The sequence below is a fragment of the Arthrobacter sp. AOP36-A1-22 genome, from assembly GCF_052377615.1.
GTDB lineage: Bacteria > Actinomycetota > Actinomycetes > Actinomycetales > Micrococcaceae > Arthrobacter_H.
The window spans coordinates 221,732-238,254 of record NZ_JBQSWX010000001.1 but is presented as its reverse complement, the minus strand read 5'-3'; the positions used below and the strand labels follow the sequence as shown (position 1 = coordinate 238,254).

The following is a 16,523-nucleotide window of genomic DNA, read 5'->3' as shown; positions in this document are numbered from 1 at the left end:
GGGACCAGCCTACTCACGCCGGGGGCCATCCGCCCCGGTAGGCTAGGGGATCGTGAAGGTACTCGTCATTGGCCCGGGCGGCCGCGAACACGCCATTATCCGTTCCCTCCTCGACGATCCATTCGTCACCGAGGTCCATGCAGCACCGGGCAACGCGGGCATCGCCGGCGACGTGCCGGTCCATGCCATCAATGCCCAGGATCCGGAGGCCGTCCTTGCGTTGGCGCGGACGCTGGAAGCATCCCTGGTGGTCATCGGGCCGGAAGCCCCGCTGGCCGCAGGGGTCGCCGATGCCCTGACCGACGCGGGCATCCCGGTCTTCGGCCCCTCGAAGGCCGCAGCCCAGCTCGAGGCATCCAAGGCCTTCGCCAAGGAGATCATGGCAGTCGCCGGCGTCCCCACCGCCATGGCCCGGGTCGCCACCGATGCCGCCACCGCGGCCGACGCCCTCGATGCCTTCGGGGCACCCTATGTCGTCAAGGACGATGGGCTCGCCGCGGGCAAGGGGGTCGTGGTCACCGGGGACCGCGACGAGGCCCTGGCCCATGCCACCGAATGCTTCGCCGCCGGCGGCAGCGTCGTCATCGAGGAATTTCTGGACGGGCCCGAGGTCTCCCTCTTCGTCCTGTCCGACGGCCGGCATGCCGTTCCGCTGGCACCGGCCCAGGACTTCAAACGCATCTTCGACGACGACCAGGGCCCGAATACCGGGGGCATGGGCGCCTACAGCCCGTTGGAATGGCTCCCCGAGGGGTTCGTTGACGACGTCATCGAACGGGTGGCGGCACCGACCATCAAGGCGATGGCCGACCGCGGGACCCCGTTCACCGGGGTCCTGTATTGCGGGCTGGCGCTGACCCGCCGTGGCATCCGGGTCATCGAGTTCAACGCGCGGTTCGGCGATCCCGAGACGCAAGCGGTCCTCGCCCGGCTCAAGACCCCGTTGGGCTCGCTGCTGCTGGCGGCGGCCCAGGGCACCCTGGACGACGTCGAACCGCTCACCTGGCGTCCGGAGACGGCCGTGGGTGTCGTCGTGGCCTCGGCCCGCTACCCGGAGGCACCGGTGACCGGGGACGCCATCACCGGGCTCGACGAGGCAGCAGCCCTCGAGGGGGTCAGCGTCCTGCACGCGGGAACGGCGCTGGACGATGCCGGGACCACCGTTTCCGCCGGGGGCCGGGTCCTGGCGGTGGTCGGACTGGGGCGTTCCCTGGCAGCGGCCAGGGAACGCGCCTATGCGGGAATCGCACGGATCGGCCTCGCGGGCAGCCAGCATCGCACCGACATCGGCCTGCGTGCGGAACAAGGAAAAATCATCGTCGAACCGGAAGGCCACTGATGACCGACTTCACCACCGAGACCCTGGAACTACCGGGATGGGACCACCTGTATTCGGGGAAGGTCCGCGATCTGTACACCCCCGCGGGGATCGACGCCGAGCAGTCGGATCGCGTCCTGGTGGTCGCCAGCGACCGCATCAGCGCCTATGACTTCGTCCTGGACACCCCCATCCCCGATAAGGGCAAGGTCCTCACCCAGCTGTCCCTGTGGTGGTTCGACCAGCTCGACGGATTCGCCAACCACGTCATCTCCACCGAAGTGCCCGACGCCGTCGCCGGACGGGCCATGGTCTGTCGGAAACTGCAGATGTACCCGGTCGAATGCATCGCCCGCGGATACCTGACCGGGTCGGGGTTGGCCGAATACACGGCTCACCAAACCGTGTGCTCACTTCCCCTGCCGGAGGGACTGGTGGACGGCTCGGCACTGGAACCGGCGATCTTCACCCCCTCGGCGAAGGCCGAGGTCGGCGAGCACGACGAGAACATCACCTTCGACGCCGTCGTGGAACGGGTCGGGGCCGAGGTGGCCGGGCAACTGCGCGACCTGACCCTGGGCATCTATACCCGGGCGGAGGAGATCGCCCGTGGGCGCGGCATCATCCTGGCCGACACCAAGGTCGAATTCGGACTGGACCCGGCCACCGGGACCATCACCCTGGGCGACGAGGTGCTGACCCCCGATTCCTCGCGCTTCTGGGATGCCCGCACCTACGCCCCGGGGCGGGCCCAGCCATCCTTCGACAAGCAGTTCGTCCGCGATTGGCTCGTCTCCGATGACTCCGGGTGGGACCGTGCCGGCACGACCCCGCCACCGCCGCTCCCGCAGCAGGTCGTCGTGCGGACCCGGGCCCGCTACATCGAGGCGTACGAACGCCTGACCGGGAAGACCTTCACGGCCTGAGCGGGCGGGCCCCGCCGGCCACGGCGGGGTTCCTAACGCCGTGAAGCGCGGATCTCCGTGGCCAGCTCGATCGCCAACGAGGCGCGGTCCGGGGAACCGGCCAACGCAAAGGCCTGCTGGGCCCGGGCGAGATGGTCGATGGCCTCGGTGCCGTTGCCCATCCCGACCATGCAGCGGGCCGTGAGCAGGTCGATTTCGCCCTGGAGGTGCTGGGAGAGGATCTCGCGGTCCTTCTCCACGGGGGCCAGTTCCTCGAGCGCCTGCTCGGGCTGGCCGTTCAGGTGCAGCCAGCGGGCCCGGATCAGGCGCAGTTCCAGGGCCTCGGCCGGGTTGCCCCCGATGACGCTGATCGCCAGTTCGGCCTTTTCGATGCACTCCAGGGTTTCGGGTTCGACCACCCCGGCGGTCAGCCGCATCGACGCCGAGGCCTTGTTGAAGCGGGCCCACTGTTCGATGTCGCTGGCCGGCAGCAGGCGTTGGGCGGCCAGTTGATGGTTGCTCAGCCCCGAGACGATGTCCTGGCGCTTGAAGGCCACGTTGCCGATGGCCCAGTAGGCGTTGCCGGCGGTCTGGCTGGGGGCGCCCTCGGCCACCGCATCCGCCAAGGCCTCGCAGCTGGTCCAGGCGGCGTCGAGCTGTCCGGATTCGGCCAGCGAGGCGATGAGGGAGAACAAGGCGCCGATGTAGATCAGCGAATCACCGGGCAGGTTCTTGCCCAGTTCCACGGCGGTGATCGCATGTTCGACGGCGATATGCAGCTTGCCCAATCCCAGATAGGCATTGGCCACCAGCGTTTCGGCCCGGACCTTCAGCGCCAGGGACTCGTCCGTCAGCGGGTGGTTCAGGACCTCCTCGGCCGTGGTGCGGTATTCATCGTGACGGCCCTGGTCACGCAAAGACTCGGCGCGCAGGAACATCATGTTCCACCACGCACTTGAATTCTTCAGCCGCAGCGCCACCGAGGCCGCTTCGGCAGCGGTTTCCCCGGCATCGGAATATTCGCGGGCGGTGAAGGACTGGCGGGCACGGTGCTCCAGGAGGACGAACTCGGCTTCATCGGCCGAAACCGGGGTGTTCCACGAATCCATGAGTTCGCGGTCCAGGTTCAACCGGGAGGAGAGCTCGGTGATGATATCCGAGGTCGGCTCGCGGCTTCCGGTCTCCAGCAGGGAGATGTAGCTCGTGGAGTATTTCCCGTGTCCGAGCTGGGCCTGGGTCAATTTCATCTGCTGGCGAGCATGGCGGAGCTTTTCGCCGAATTTGATTCCCATGGAAACCCCTTAGAACGAACTGGAAGTGAATAACTCGGTGTTATTCGAAAAGGTCTGGTAGCAAACCTTGACGAAACATGTTCCCTCCAATTTACAATGAATGTTAAGTGATGCGCCACTCACTGAGGTATATATCGAAGAATTCGTGGCGACCCACACAAGGAGAAGACATTGAAAAAGCTTGTTGCAGCGCTCGCGGCCACGGCCGCCCTGGCGGCCGGTTCGGTTCTGGCCGTCGGCGATTGGCCCCACGTCACCCCCAACGTCGGTGACTGGCCGCATTCCTCTGTAGCAGTCGGCGACTGGCCACATGCCACCATCAACGTCGGTGACTGGCCACATGCCACCATCAACGTCGGTGACTGGCCGCACGCCACGATCAATGTCGGGGATTGGCCGCACTCGGCAGTTGCCGTGGGCGACTGGCCGCACGCCACGATCAACGTGGGCGACTGGCCGCATTCGACGGTGGCCGTCGGCGATTGGCCGCACGCAGCCATCGCCTGATCCCGGGGTTCCGGAAGGAACGCCGCAGGAGCATTGATGTCAGAAGGAAATGGTCCGGTCCCTCCGGGGGCCGGACCATTTTCGTGCGTGCCGGACGCTAGTTCAGGCTGTCCTGCCACGCGTCATGCAGGGCCGCGAAGCGTCCGCCGGCCCGCACCAGTTCGTCGGGAGTGCCGTCTTCGACGATCCGTCCGTCATGGACCACCAGGACCCGGTCGGCGATCTCCACGGTGGACAGCCGGTGGGCGATGATCAGGGCCGTCCGTTGGCCCAGCAGCGTCTGGAGGCCGCGCTGGACCAGCCGTTCGCTGGGGATGTCCAGGGAGGAGGTGGCCTCGTCCAGGATGAGCACCGCAGGGTCGGCCAGGAAGGCGCGGGCGAAGGAGATCAACTGGCGTTGGCCCGCGGAGACCCGACCTCCGCGCTTATTGACATCGGTGTCGTAGCCGTCGGGCAGGGACTTGATGAACTCGTCGGCCCCCACGGCCCGGGCCGCCAGGACGATCTCATCGACGGAGGCCCCTGGTTTGCCCAGGGCGATGTTCTCGGCCACGGTTCCCGAGAACAGGAACGCCTCCTGGGTCACCATGACCACGGCCCGGCGCAGGTCCTCATTGGCCAACCGGCTCAGCTCGACCCCGTCCAGGGACAACGACCCGTCGGAGAGGTCGTAGAACCTGGCGATGAGCTTTGCCAACGTCGATTTCCCGGCGCCGGTCTGGCCCACGACGGCCACGGTCTGGCCGGCGGGGATGTCCAGGTCGAATCGTTCCATGATCACCGGCCCGTCCCCGTAGCCGAAGACCGCCTGCCGGAATTCGATATGCCCGGTGGGCTCCTCCATCGGCTCGGGCTCCACCGGTTCCACGACCGTGGGTTCCTCCTCGAGCAGCCCCGACACCTTTTCCAGGGCCGCCGTGGCGGCCTGCAGGGAGTTGTAGAACATGGCGATCTGGTCCACGGGCTGGAAGACCCGTTTGCCGGCCAGCAGCAGGCCGATGAGCGTCCCGACGTCCAGGGTCCCCTCCAGGACCCGGAAGCCGCCGAAGAGCAGCAGGGCGGCCACCGTCAGGTTCCCGATGAGGACCAGGGACGGTTGCAGGACACCGAAGAGGTTGATGGAACGGATGGAGTTGTCACGGTAGTCGTGGGCGACCTTGCGGTAGCTCTCGTTGTTCTCGCGTTCCCTCCGGAAGGCCTTGACCGCACGGATCCCGGTCATCGTCTCCACGAAGGAGGTGATCAGCCGGGCGGAGAAGACCCTGGACTCGCGGTAGACCAGTTCGGAACGCTTCTGGTACCACCGGAAGATCACCGAGATGGGGATGAGCGCGCAGAGGATGACCAGCCCCGAGCGCCAGTCCAGCAGGAAGATACTCACGGCGGTGAAGGTGATGAACACGATGCCGGAGGCCAGTTCCGAGATGCCCTGATCCAGGAGTTCGCGCAGCGTCTCCAGATCCGAGGTCTGCCGGGAGATGATTCGTCCGGAGGTGTACTTCTCGTGGAACTCCAGGCTGAGCAGTTGGGTGTGCCGGAAGACCCGCATCCGCAAGGTCAGCAGCATGGCCTGGCTGACCTTGGCCGTGCAGAGGTTGTACCAGCCCAGCAGGATCCCCGCGAGCAGTCCGGCCACGATGTAGAGCCCACCCGTGAGGGCGAAGGGGGCGGTGTCCCCGTCCATCAGCCGGGGCAGGGCCCAGGAGATGGACCATGCGACGATCAGCGGGAAGGAGGCCCGCGCCAGGTTGGAGACGATCACCAGCACCACGGTGAGGCTCAGGAGGGGTTTCTGCGTGGCCGCCAGTTTTTTGAGCAGGGCCCAGGACCGGGACCTGACCCGGGCCCGGTCCTCGCGGCCGAGCAGGATCTGGTCTTCGTTCTCGACGCCTCGGGTGCCGCTCATGCTCCGGGCCCCTTTCCGGTGTTGGTCTGCAGGACGTCCTCCACCGTGGGCGGGTCGTCCAGGCTGGCGATCACGTAGCGGTAGTGGGCGCTGCGGTTGAGGAGCTCGGTGTGGGTTCCCACGTCGTCGATCCGTCCGTTGCGCAGCAGTGCGACCCGGTCGGCGAGCATCACGGTGGAGGGCCGGTGGGCGACGATGAGGGTGGTCATGTCGGCGACCACCGCCCGCAGGCGTTCGGTGACGGCCTCCTCGGTGCGCACGTCCAGGGCCGAGAGCGGGTCATCCAGGACCAGGACGCGGGGTTTGGCGGCGATCGCCCGGGCCAGGGCGATGCGTTGGCGTTGGCCCCCCGACAGGGACAGCCCCTCCTCGCCGATGACCGTGTCGACGCCATCGGTGAGCTGGTGGGCGAACTGGGCCTGGGCGACGTCGAGCGCCTCCGCCAGGGCCGTGCGGGGGTCGGTCCCCGGGGGGAGGGAGGCGCCCAAAAGGATGTTCTCGGCGATCGAGGAGGAGAACAAGGTGGTGTCCTCGAAGGCGACGGATACCGCGGTGCGCAGCTCGGCGAGATCGTAGTTGCGCACGTCCACGCCGTCGATGGCCACGGAACCGCCGGAGGTCTCATACAGCCGGGGGATCAGCTGCAGCAGGGTCGACTTGCCGCTCCCGGTGGTCCCCACCAGGGCCATGGTCTCTCCGGGTTCGACCTCCAGATCGACCCCGTCCAGGACCGGGGCGCTCCCGGGGCGGGCATCGGGGTAGCTGAAGGAGACGTCGTGCAGGCTCAGTCGTCCGTCGGGGCGTTCCGGGTGGATCGGGGTGGCGGGGGAGTCGATGGTGTTGACGGTGTCCATGACGTCGAAGTGGCGATCCAGGGCGGTCTTGGTCGTCAGGGTCATGCCCAACAGCATGCCGATGCCCTCCACCGGGGCGGCCAGGACGGCGGCGGTGGCGAAGAAGGTCGTCAGGTCCCCGACGTCGAGTTGGCCTTGGGCCGTGAGCCAGATGCCCACCAGCAGGGCCGCCCCGAGGGTGACTTCGGGGATGGAGACCACGAACATCAGGAAGCCGGAGAGCGTGCGGGCCTTGCTGATTTCGGTATCCCGCAGGCGCCTGGCCCGGACGCCGAATCCCTCGAGGGCCTCGCTGCCGCGGCCGAAGGCCTTGATGACCCGGATGCCGTGGACGGATTCCTCCACATTGGTGGCCAGGTCGCCGGCCTGGTCCTGGCTGAGCCGGCTGGCGATGCGGAAGACGTTGCGGAAGTAGAAGGCCCGGATGGTGATCGGGATGGCCCCGACCAGGTAGATCGCCCCCAACAGCCAGCTGCTGGTGAACATCAGCGTGAGCCCCACCAGGACGGTCACCGTGGAGACGATGAGCATGATCGAGCCGAAGGCCAACCAGCGGCGGAGAAGCCCGAGATCGGCCATTGACCGCGAGAGCAGCTGGCCGGACCCCCATTTATCGTGGAAGGCCACGGGGAGTCGTTGCAGATGCCGGTACATCCCCACGCGCAGATCGGTTTCGATGCGTGCGGCAGGGGTGATCACGAAGATCCGGCGGAAGAAGACCAGGACCGCTTCGGCCAGGCCCAGGGCGGCGACGATGCCGACACTGAACCAGACGTCGGCCGATGAGCCACCGGCATGCAGGACGGACTTGACCATCTGGCCCAGGACCTGCGGGATCGTCAACGCGACCACGCCGGCTCCGAGGGCGCAGAGGAACCCCGCGAAAAGGCGGGGGACGTAGGGGCGGACCTGGGGGCCGAGCCGGCTCACGGTCTGCCAGAACGACGCCGGGGCTTGGGGTTGTTGCTGACTATTCTGGTGTTGCACCACGGAGGGCGTCCTCGATCTGTTGTGTTTGCCTACAGCAATCAAAGACAGCGTACAACCACCGGTTGGGTTTCATCAATCAGCGAGGTGTCGTGGTCCACCGGGAGCGTGGATCGTGGGCCCGGAGGCGCCGGGAGAGGATTTCCGACGTGGTTCCCGGGCCATTGTCACGAGGGTTTCAGTCGCGGGCGGTCAACGTCAGCAACACGGCCTCCGGTGGGCAGGCGATGCGCACCGGGGCGTATCTGGAGGTCCCGATGCCTGCCGAGACCTCCAGGGGGACGGTCTTGCCCCGGTGCTCCCATTCGGTCAGACCGCGGGCCCGCCAGGTCGGCAGATCGCAGTTGCTGACCAGGGCGCCGTAGCCGGGCACGCAGATCTGGCCACCATGGGTGTGGCCGGCGAAGATGATGTCGGCACCGGAGTCGGTGAACTGGTCCAGCACCCGCTGGTAGGGGGCATGGGTCAGGGCGATGCGCACATGGGGTGCTTCGCCGGCGGTGGAGGAACCGCGGGGCCAGCCGGCGAACTGCTCGAGCTTCAGGTGGGGGTCGTCCACGCCCGAGAAGTCCAAGCGGACCCCGTTGAGCGGTTTGGAGATGGCCCGGTTGGTCAGATTGGTCCAGCCCGCGGCGCCGAACCCTGCATGCATCTGCTGCCAGGGCAGCGTGAATTTGGCCAGGTTGCGGGGCTTGTCCCTCCCGCCGGTGAGATAGCGCAGCGGATTCTTCAGACGCGGGCCGTAATAGCAGTTGGAGCCCGGCACGAAGACCCCGGGGAAGGCCATCAACGGCTCAAGGGCCTCCAGCAGTTCCGGGACCGCATCGCGGTGGCTGAGGTTGTCGCCGGTATTGACCACCAGGTCGGGGGCCAGCCCGGCCAGGGAACGAAGCCAGCGTTTCTTGGCATCCTGGCCCGGCACCAGATGGATATCGGACAGATGAAGCACCCGCAGGTCAGGCATCCCCGGCGGCAGGAGCTGGACGGTCTCGTGGCGGATGGTGAACGCGTTGCGTTCCAGCAGCCCGTAGCCGATGGCCAGCCCGGCCAACGAGGCCCCGATGCCGGCCGCGGCCCCCGCGACCGGGACCACCCGTTTGACGGCCTGCGTGATGTCCTGTGATGCGCCCATGGCGTGGGTGCCCTCCCTCGTCCTAGCCGTTAATCGTCGTCGTTGTTGTCGTCACCGGCGTCACCGGCGGGACCGTTGTCCGGCGAATCGCTGTGGTCCGGGGATTTGCCCGGCTTCGAATCCTTGCTCCCGAAGCCCTTGGCCGGATAGTAGTCGATGACGTCCTTCGTGTATTCAAGCCACAAGGGCGCGGCCAGGGTCGAGGAGTCGGGGTTGGAATAGCGCTTGCCGTTGATCTCCACGCCCTTGATCTGCGCGTTCCCATCGAAGCGGCCCGTCCAGGCAGCGGTGGCCATGCCCGTGCTGTAGCCCACGAACCAGGTGGAGGATGCGGTGTTGTTGGTGCCGGTCTTGCCGGCGATCGGCTTGTCGATGGTGCCGTTGGCGACACGGGTGCCGGCGATCCGTTTCAAGGTGCCGTTCAGGTTGGCGATGACCTGCTCGTCGATGACCTGCTCGCAGGATTCGCCGGGGACCTTATAGGAGTTTCCGGCGGCGTCGGTGACCGAGGTCAGGGCCCGGTTCTTGCAGTATTCGCCCTTATTGGCGAAGGTCGCGAACGCGGTGGCCTGGGCCAGCGGGGTGATCGGATCCGCGCCGATCACGAACGAGGGGTTGGCCCCGGTGATCGGTTTGCCGGTCGCGGCGTTCAAGAGCCCGACCCGCTCGGTGACGTCGGCGATCTTGCACAGGTCGAGCTGGGAGGCCTCGTTGACGGTCGCGGTGTTGATGGACCAGTACAGCCCGTAGTCCGCGGTCATCGGTTTGCGGAAGCCCGCGTCGAAGTTCTTCGGTTCGTAGCCGCCGTCGACGGTCACGTAGCCCTTGGGCATGCAGGAGGCCTTCCAATGGAAGTTCGCGTCGTACAGCCGGCGTTGGGCGTTGACCTTGTCCCACATGTGCCGGCCGTCCTCCAGCCAGGCGATCGCGGTGTAGGGCTTCATGGTCGAGCCGCCCTGGAAGCCGTTGGTGCCGCCCATGGAGCGGCCCGCGGTGAGGTTGTAGGTCGTGTATGACGAATCGTCCGGATCCGAGCCGTACTTCTTGTTCTGGGCCATGGCCAGGATGTTGCCCGTGCCCGGTTCCACGGTGACGATGGCCGAGCCCATGTTGGAGCTGTCGTCGGCGGGAATGGTCTTCGTGGTTTCCTTTTCCGCTTCCTTCTGCAGGCGCGGATCCAAGGTGGTCTTGATGGTCAATCCCCCGCGGTAGAGCAGCGTCTCGCGTTCCTTCTTCGTCTTGCCGAAGGCCGGATCCTTCATGATCTCGTGGGAGACGTAATCGCAGAAGTAGTTCGCCGACTTGGCGGCCACGCATCCGGATTTCACGTCCTTGGGCTTCAACCCCAATTTCGTCTTCACGGCCTTGTCATATTCCTTCTTCGTGATCGAATCCGTCTTGAGCATGGCACCGAGCACGGTGTTGCGGCGCTTGAGCGTCAGATCGGGGTTCTTGATCGGATCGAAGGTGTTCGGCCGCTGGACCATCCCGGCGAGCATGGCCGACTGCTGGATGTTCAGGTCCTTGGCATGGACGGAGAAGTAGCGTTCCGCGGCGGCTTCGACACCGTAGTTGGTCCCGGAGAAGAGCACCAGGTTGAGATATCCCTGCAGGATCTCCTTCTTGGTGAATTCCTTTTCCACGGAGATCGCCAGCTTGGCCTCGCGCAGCTTATCGGCGAGGTCCTTGGTACCGGAGTAGGTGATGTCCGATTTATCGGCACCACTGAGGAACTTGGCGTTGATCAGCACGTTGTTCACGTACTGCTGGGTCAACGTGGAGGCGCCCTGCTGCGAGGAGCTGGTGAAGTTGTGCGCGGCAGCGCGGGCGATGCCGCGCAGGTCCACGCCGTTGTGCTCGTAGAAGCGTTCGTCCTCGATGGAGACGATGGCGTTCTGCATGTCCTTGGAGATCTCGTCGAGTTCGACCGGCGTGCGGTTCTCCGCGTAGAACGTGGCCAGGGTCGTCCCGTCCTTGGCCACGACCTTGGACGGCTGGGACAGCGGCTCCTGTTTCAGCTCCGCCGGCAGTGCGTCGAAGAAGTCCATCCCGATCGCTGCGGTGGAGCCGGCCACGGAGGCTGCGGGCACCAGCATTCCGGCAGCCAGGACCCCACAGAGTGCACTGACCCCGAAGAAGGCCACGATCTTGCCGAGGGTGGTTGCAGTGTTGAAGAAGGGGGACTTTCTAGACGCCATGCGGACCAGTTTAGCCGGAGGGGCTAACGTATTCGGTATGACGAAATGGGAGTATGCGACTTTACCGCTGATAATTCACGCCACGAAGCAGATCCTGGACCAATGGGGAGATGACGGTTGGGAGCTTGTCACCGTCATTCCCGGGCCCGACGGCAATGCTCCAGTGGCCTATCTCAAACGCCCCAAGCAGTAGTCCGAAAGGAAACCTGAAATCGTGGAAAACCAGCCTTCATCCGCTGTCGAACAGCGTCTTGCGGAACTCGGGATGACCCTGCCCCAGGTGGCAGCACCCGTGGCCGCCTATGTGCCTGCAGTGATCACCGGCAACCTCGTGCACACCTCGGGACAGCTGCCGTTCATTAACGGCGAACTCACAGCAAACGGAAAGGTCGGTGCGCAGGTCGACGCCGATACCGCCAAGGAACAAGCCGCCACGGCGGTGCTCAACGCCATGGCCGTGGTGAAATCGATGATCGGCGACCTCGACCGGGTCACCCGGATCGTCAAGGTCGTCGGATTCGTTTCCTCCGACCCGTCCTTCACCGGCCAGCCGGGCGTGGTGAACGGGGCGTCCGAGCTGCTGGGCACCGTCTTCGGCGATGCGGGCATTCATGCCCGGTCGGCCGTCGGCGTGGCGGCCCTGCCGCTGGACGCCTGTGTCGAAGTTGAATTGATTGCCGAATTCAGCTGATTCGTCACGACCCGTCGTCGGGGGCGTGTCCGGTCGGGGCGGGGGACCGCGTCCAGCGGAATCCGCCACACCCCGCACCGGCATGCTCCGGCGACTTTTTCCGCTCCCGCCGTCCCAATACGGGGCGGCGGAGAGTTGGATCACCTATGGCAGCCGCACCCCGCGTGCCGCCCGGAAGGCCTCGTCCGTCGTCTTGTTGAGGGACTCGCCCCGGGGGGTGGAGACCTATCTCACGTACCGCCCGGGCGGTTCCCCGCTGGGGTCGGTGGCCTTTCCCGGCGGAAGCTTCGAAGCCGGCGACGACGAGAACACCGACTGGTTCGGTCCGTCGCTGGGCTGGTGGGGCGCCCAACTGGGGGTGCTGGACCACCGCTTCGCCCGGAGCCACATCATCTGCGCGGTGCGCGAGCTCTTCGAGGAGACCGGCATCCTGCTGGCCGGTTCCGACGCCCTGTCCATCGTGGAGAACACCAACACCACCGAATGGATGCAGATCCGCGAGGCCGTCGCCGGACAGGACATTTCCTTCACCGCGATGCTGGCCAAGCGGGGGCTGGGACTGCGGACCGACCTGCTGCGTCCGCTCTCACATTGGATCAGCCCCGATTTCGCCCACCGGCGTTTCGACACCCGCTACTTCGCCGCGGCCTTGCCGCCGCAGCAACAGGCCCGCCTCCTGCAGGGCAAGGGGGTCTGGGGCGCCTGGAAGTCAGCCGCCGAGGTCCTGAAGGGCCGTGCCACCTCGTCTCTGGGTGATGAAGTCGACCAGCAGGACACCCGCGGGCAGGAACTGAGCAGGATCACCACACCCGCCGTGGAGTTCATCCTGGAGAAGGTGGCCACCACCCGCGGCACGGTGGCCTATCTCTCCCATCGCCGCCGGATGAAGTCCTACCACCCCAAGCTGACCCAGGTCGAGGGGTCCTTCTACCTCGACGTCAGCATCAGTACCGCCACGGAGGGCGGAGCCGGCGCCCGCGGACGCTGAACCGGGTCCAACGTGGCCGAGCCCTGCAGCACGGCCGGCCCGGCGCTTAAACGAACGACCCCCACCCCGGGACCCCGTCGTGGGGCGTCCCCGGTGGCGGGGGTGGAACGAGGGGCGGTGGGTACCGCCCGGAGGCTACGGCCCTAGCGCGAACGCTGGCGTAGACGCTGGATGTCCAGGATCACCACGGCGCGGGCTTCGAGCCGGAGCCAGCCACGCTGGACGAATTCCGCCAGGGCCTTGTTCACCGTCTCGCGGGAGGCCCCGACCAGCTGGGCCAGTTCCTCCTGGGTGAGTTCGTGGGCGACCAGCACCCCGTCGGTGGCCGGGCGGCCGAAACGGTCCGCCAGATCCAGCAGGGCCTTGGCCACGCGGCCGGGGACATCGGAGAACACCAGATCGGCCAGCGACTCGTTGGTCCGGCGTAGACGGCGGGCCAACGCCTGGAGCAGCTGCACCGAGACCTCCGGGGAGTTCTGCAGGACCTTGCGCAGGTTCTCGTGGCGCAGCCCGGCCAGACGGGTCTCCGACACGGCGGTTGCCGTGGCGTTGCGCGGGCTGGGGTCGAACAGGGCCATTTCCCCGAAGAGTTCACCCGGACCGAGGACGGCCAGCAGGTTCTCCCGTCCGTCCGGGGCGGTACGCCCGAGCTTGATCTTGCCCGAAACGATGAAGTAGAGCTGGTCGCCCTGATCCCCCTCGCGGAACACTGATGCCCCGCGTGACAAATCGACCTCGATCAATTCCTCGGTCAGGGCGGCGAATACTTCGTCGCTGAGCGTCGTGAATAGTGGTGCCCGGCGCAGTACCTCGATGTCCATGAATTCTCCTTGCAAGTGTGATGGCGCTTGTCCTATTGTGCCGTAGTCAGAACCGATGTGACACCTTCCACAACGATAGTGGCATGATTTCAGCCCTCAGCACCAATGTTTGACCCGGGCGTGCCCGTAGACTGATGGAGCCGTGCGGGCACCGGCGCCTGCCGGAAACCCGCCGCAGCCCCACGCGACGGTAGGAGATATTGGTGATTTTCGGGTTCAGCTGGCTCGACATCCTGCTGTTGCTGTCGTTCGTCGCCTTCCTGATCTCGGGTCTGCGCAAGGGATTGTTCGTCACCCTGGGCGGGGTGGTCGGCCTGGTGGCCGGCGGGGTCGGAGCCTTCTACGCGATCCCCTTCGTCTCCAGCTGGGTCACCACGGCCGGCTGGCGGGTCTTCTGGGTCATCGCCACCGCCGTCGTCCTGGTGCTGCTGGGACATTCCATCGGGGTGGCGGTCGGCAACCGGGTGCGCCTGCTGCTGAACTTCCCCGTCATCAAGACCTTCGACCGGCTCCTGGGCGGGATCACCAACGTCGTCGTCGCGGCCCTGGTGATCTCGGCAATCGCCTTCTCCGCCGCGAGCATGGGCCTGCCCTTCCTATCCCAACAGATCGCCTCCTCGCAGGTGATCAGCACGATCCGCAATGCCACCCCCGACCCGGTCTCCTCGGCGATGGCCAAGGCCCGCTCGGTGGTCATGGGACAGTCCATCCCCGATCTGATCGAACCCTTCGCCCCGGCCCCCGACGGGGCCGCGGCGGAGGCGGAGCCGGAAGCCATCAACACGGTGGAGGAGTCGGTGGCCAAGATCACCGGGACGGCCTTCGCCTGCGGGGTCAACCAGACCGGCAGCGGCTTCGTCGTCGCGCCGGACCGGATCCTGACCAACGCGCATGTGGTCGCCGGTATCGCCGAACCGGTGGTGAACACCGCCGACGGCCGGGCGCTCCCCGCCCGGGTGGTCCACTTCGACTCCACCCAGGATCTGGCCGTGCTGGCGGTGGACTCCCTGGGACTGGATCCGGTGAAGGAAGGCCGGGATCTATCCACCGGGGATTCGGCCACCTACATGGGCTACCCCGAAGGCGGCCCGTTCCAGGCCCGGGGCGCCATCGTCCAGTCGCTGCGCAGCATCTCGGTGCAGAACATCTACGGGGCGGACGCCTCCACCCTGGAGATCTACCAGCTCGGCGCCGACGTCCAACAGGGCAACTCCGGCGGCCCGCTGCTGGACGATGCCGGGAAACTGGTCGGGGTCATCTTCGCCAAGGCCAAGGGCGACACCGAGGTGGGATATGCGCTCTCGCTGCAGGAAGTCGGCCCGGTCCTGGAACAGGCCTCCGACTATTCCGAAACCGTGTCCACCGGGGCCTGCTCGGCGCACTGAGCCCTTCAACCGATCCAATCCAGTGTGGCCCCGTGCTGACCGGTGTAGGCCAACGGGACCGAGTCCAGGGCCAGCGTGAACCGGTCCCCCTGGACCGAGTCGACGGTCCGGCCGGCCTCATCGAGGAAGAAGTTCTCGTTGGAGAGCCACCGGCAGTCCAACGACCTGACCGTGGCGGCGAAGCGGGCCCGGTCGTCCGGTGACAGATAGGCCAACACCGCCGAATGGAAGACGACGGCGGCATGGGTGTCCGGCACCCCGGCCACCAGCTCGGCGACCCGGTCGTTCAGGTCCCCGGCCAGCAGCGTCGGCCCTTCAGGGCCCAGGGACGCCAACCTCCCCAACGCCGCGCGCAGGGTGGCCAGCCGGTCCTCCTGCCCCGGCCAGACCAGGCATTCAAGCCAGCGGACCGTCGAGGCATCGGTGCCGTCCAGCGGGTTCAGGTCCACCCCGGTCCGCGAGGCGACCCGGGGCAGGGCCGGGGGCAACGGCGGATTCCCCGTGGTGGTGCAGCGCAACAGGGGGCTCCCGGTGCCTAGTCGGGGGCCGTCGTCGTACTCATAGGCGTAGAGGTCAGGCAGCAGGCAGAGCCCGGCGGAGGGGCCGACCTCGATCAGGGCCAGGGGCCGTTCCTCGGCCGCGGCGATCAGCCCCAGGGCCGGAAGCAGGGTGGCGCACCGGCGCGGTTCGTTGGTCTGGGTGCGCCGGGCCAGGACCACCTCGGCGACCTCGGACCAGCGGTCGCGCAGGAACCGGGCCAGGGTGTCGGCGTCCTGGTCCGGACAGCCCAGGAAACGGCTGGCCGCGAACACCAGATTGGGTTGGCGTTTGGCCGCCGGCAGGGTCGCCACCAGTGCGGCCAGCTCCCGGTCGGTGGCGACCCGGGAAGCCCAGGCGGCATAGAGCGGTGAATGTCCGGCGAACCAGTGCCGGGTGAACTGGTCGTAGATGGCCGCGGTCGCTGCCACCGGCTCGTGCGTTTCCTCCATGGGCTGCTCCTGCCTGGTGGGGGTCCTTCAGCTCAGGGTAGACCGGCGAGCTGGTCGATGGCATACCCATATCCATTGAGGCCCGCCCCGATGATGATCGCGGTGGCGACGGGGGAGATGAAGGAATGATGACGGAATTCCTCCCGGGCGTGGACGTTGGACAGGTGGACCTCGACCACCGGAAGCCCGACCGCCGAGATGGCATCGGCGATCGCCACCGAGGTATGGGTGTAGGCCCCGGCATTGAGGACGATGCCCGACGCCGTATCGCGGGCCGCCTGGATGGCATCGACGAGCACGCCCTCGTGGTTGGACTGCAGGAAATCGGCCGCCAGGCCATGTGCGGCGGCCCGGTCCCGGCACAGGGCCTCGACGTCGGCCAGGGTCGCGGTGCCGTAGATCCCCGGTTCGCGGGTACCGAGCAGATTCAGGTTCGGCCCGTTCAGGACCAGGACGCGGCGGGGTTCCAAAGTGGTGACAGTCATGCCCTCATTAAACCCCCACGCCCCGCCTACACATGGTGTATGACGGGGCGTGGCAGCAACAGTGT

Annotated in this window: 14 protein-coding genes; 6 read left to right on the top strand and 8 right to left on the bottom strand. The window is 66.8% G+C overall.

Features of this window, described 5'->3' with window-relative positions; genetic code table 11:
• Window positions 1-52: 52 nt before the first annotated feature.
• Both purD and ACT3S2_RS01200 read left to right on the top strand, forming a co-directional pair.
• Window positions 53-1,339: a phosphoribosylamine--glycine ligase gene (gene purD / locus ACT3S2_RS01205; protein WP_444553403.1), complete on the top strand. Its 1,287-nt coding sequence runs from the start codon at window positions 53-55 to the stop codon at window positions 1,337-1,339.
• A complete protein-coding gene (locus ACT3S2_RS01200; RefSeq protein WP_444561105.1) occupies window positions 1,339-2,244 on the top strand; it encodes a phosphoribosylaminoimidazolesuccinocarboxamide synthase in 906 nt (301 codons plus the stop codon). The genes purD and ACT3S2_RS01200 overlap by 1 nt, the downstream gene beginning before the upstream one ends.
• A 32-nt stretch (window positions 2,245-2,276) precedes the next feature.
• Here the strand turns inward: ACT3S2_RS01200 and ACT3S2_RS01195 are convergent, their stop codons facing one another.
• Window positions 2,277-3,515, bottom strand: coding sequence for a helix-turn-helix domain-containing protein (locus tag ACT3S2_RS01195; RefSeq protein WP_444553401.1), 1,239 nt, complete (start codon window positions 3,513-3,515; stop codon window positions 2,277-2,279).
• 171 nt (window positions 3,516-3,686) lie between these two features.
• On the opposite strand from ACT3S2_RS01195, the gene ACT3S2_RS01190 reads away from it, so the two are divergent.
• Window positions 3,687-4,022, top strand: a complete 336-nt coding sequence (locus tag ACT3S2_RS01190; protein WP_444561104.1) for a hypothetical protein — start codon at window positions 3,687-3,689, stop codon at window positions 4,020-4,022.
• A 97-nt stretch (window positions 4,023-4,119) separates the two neighbouring features.
• On the opposite strand, the gene ACT3S2_RS01185 is transcribed toward ACT3S2_RS01190, so the two are convergent.
• The 4 genes from ACT3S2_RS01185 to ACT3S2_RS01170 form a co-directional block, all read right to left on the bottom strand.
• Window positions 4,120-5,928 (bottom strand): ABC transporter ATP-binding protein, encoded by a 1,809-nt coding sequence (locus tag ACT3S2_RS01185; RefSeq protein ID WP_444561103.1) that lies wholly within the window; start codon window positions 5,926-5,928, stop codon window positions 4,120-4,122.
• Window positions 5,925-7,772: an ABC transporter ATP-binding protein gene (locus tag ACT3S2_RS01180; protein ID WP_444561102.1), complete on the bottom strand. Its 1,848-nt coding sequence runs from the start codon at window positions 7,770-7,772 to the stop codon at window positions 5,925-5,927. The genes ACT3S2_RS01185 and ACT3S2_RS01180 overlap by 4 nt, the downstream gene beginning before the upstream one ends.
• Window positions 7,773-7,947: 175 nt before the next feature.
• Window positions 7,948-8,901 carry a metallophosphoesterase gene (locus ACT3S2_RS01175; protein ID WP_444553397.1) on the bottom strand — a complete coding sequence of 318 codons (954 nt, stop codon included), beginning with the start codon at window positions 8,899-8,901 and terminating at the stop codon, window positions 7,948-7,950.
• A gap of 29 nt (window positions 8,902-8,930) precedes the next feature.
• Window positions 8,931-11,099, bottom strand: a complete 2,169-nt coding sequence (locus ACT3S2_RS01170; RefSeq protein WP_444561101.1) for a transglycosylase domain-containing protein — start codon at window positions 11,097-11,099, stop codon at window positions 8,931-8,933.
• A 265-nt stretch (window positions 11,100-11,364) separates the two neighbouring features.
• Here ACT3S2_RS01170 and ACT3S2_RS01165 point away from each other — a divergent pair, with 265 nt between their 5' ends.
• Both ACT3S2_RS01165 and ACT3S2_RS01160 read left to right on the top strand, forming a co-directional pair.
• On the top strand, window positions 11,365-11,790 hold the full coding sequence (locus ACT3S2_RS01165; protein ID WP_444553431.1) for a RidA family protein: 426 nt from the start codon (window positions 11,365-11,367) through the stop codon (window positions 11,788-11,790).
• 82 nt (window positions 11,791-11,872) lie between these two features.
• On the top strand, window positions 11,873-12,778 hold the full coding sequence (locus ACT3S2_RS01160; RefSeq protein WP_444553395.1) for an NUDIX hydrolase: 906 nt from the start codon (window positions 11,873-11,875) through the stop codon (window positions 12,776-12,778).
• Window positions 12,779-12,921: 143 nt separating this feature from the next.
• On the opposite strand, the gene ACT3S2_RS01155 is transcribed toward ACT3S2_RS01160, so the two are convergent.
• On the bottom strand, window positions 12,922-13,599 hold the full coding sequence (locus ACT3S2_RS01155) for a Crp/Fnr family transcriptional regulator (protein WP_444553394.1): 678 nt from the start codon (window positions 13,597-13,599) through the stop codon (window positions 12,922-12,924).
• A 203-nt stretch (window positions 13,600-13,802) separates the two neighbouring features.
• Between ACT3S2_RS01155 and ACT3S2_RS01150 the strand changes: the two genes are divergently transcribed.
• The gene (locus ACT3S2_RS01150) at window positions 13,803-14,984 is read left to right on the top strand and encodes a MarP family serine protease (RefSeq protein WP_444553393.1); all 1,182 of its coding nucleotides are present in this window, start codon (window positions 13,803-13,805) and stop codon (window positions 14,982-14,984) included.
• Between the two features lie 5 nt (window positions 14,985-14,989).
• Here the strand turns inward: ACT3S2_RS01150 and ACT3S2_RS01145 are convergent, their stop codons facing one another.
• Together ACT3S2_RS01145 and aroQ are read right to left on the bottom strand one after the other, a co-directional pair.
• On the bottom strand, window positions 14,990-15,973 hold the full coding sequence (locus tag ACT3S2_RS01145; RefSeq protein ID WP_444561100.1) for a DUF2332 domain-containing protein: 984 nt from the start codon (window positions 15,971-15,973) through the stop codon (window positions 14,990-14,992).
• A 32-nt stretch (window positions 15,974-16,005) separates the two neighbouring features.
• Entirely contained in the window at window positions 16,006-16,458 is a 453-nt protein-coding gene (gene aroQ / locus ACT3S2_RS01140) for a type II 3-dehydroquinate dehydratase (protein ID WP_444561099.1), read from the bottom strand.
• Window positions 16,459-16,523 lie beyond the last annotated feature (65 nt).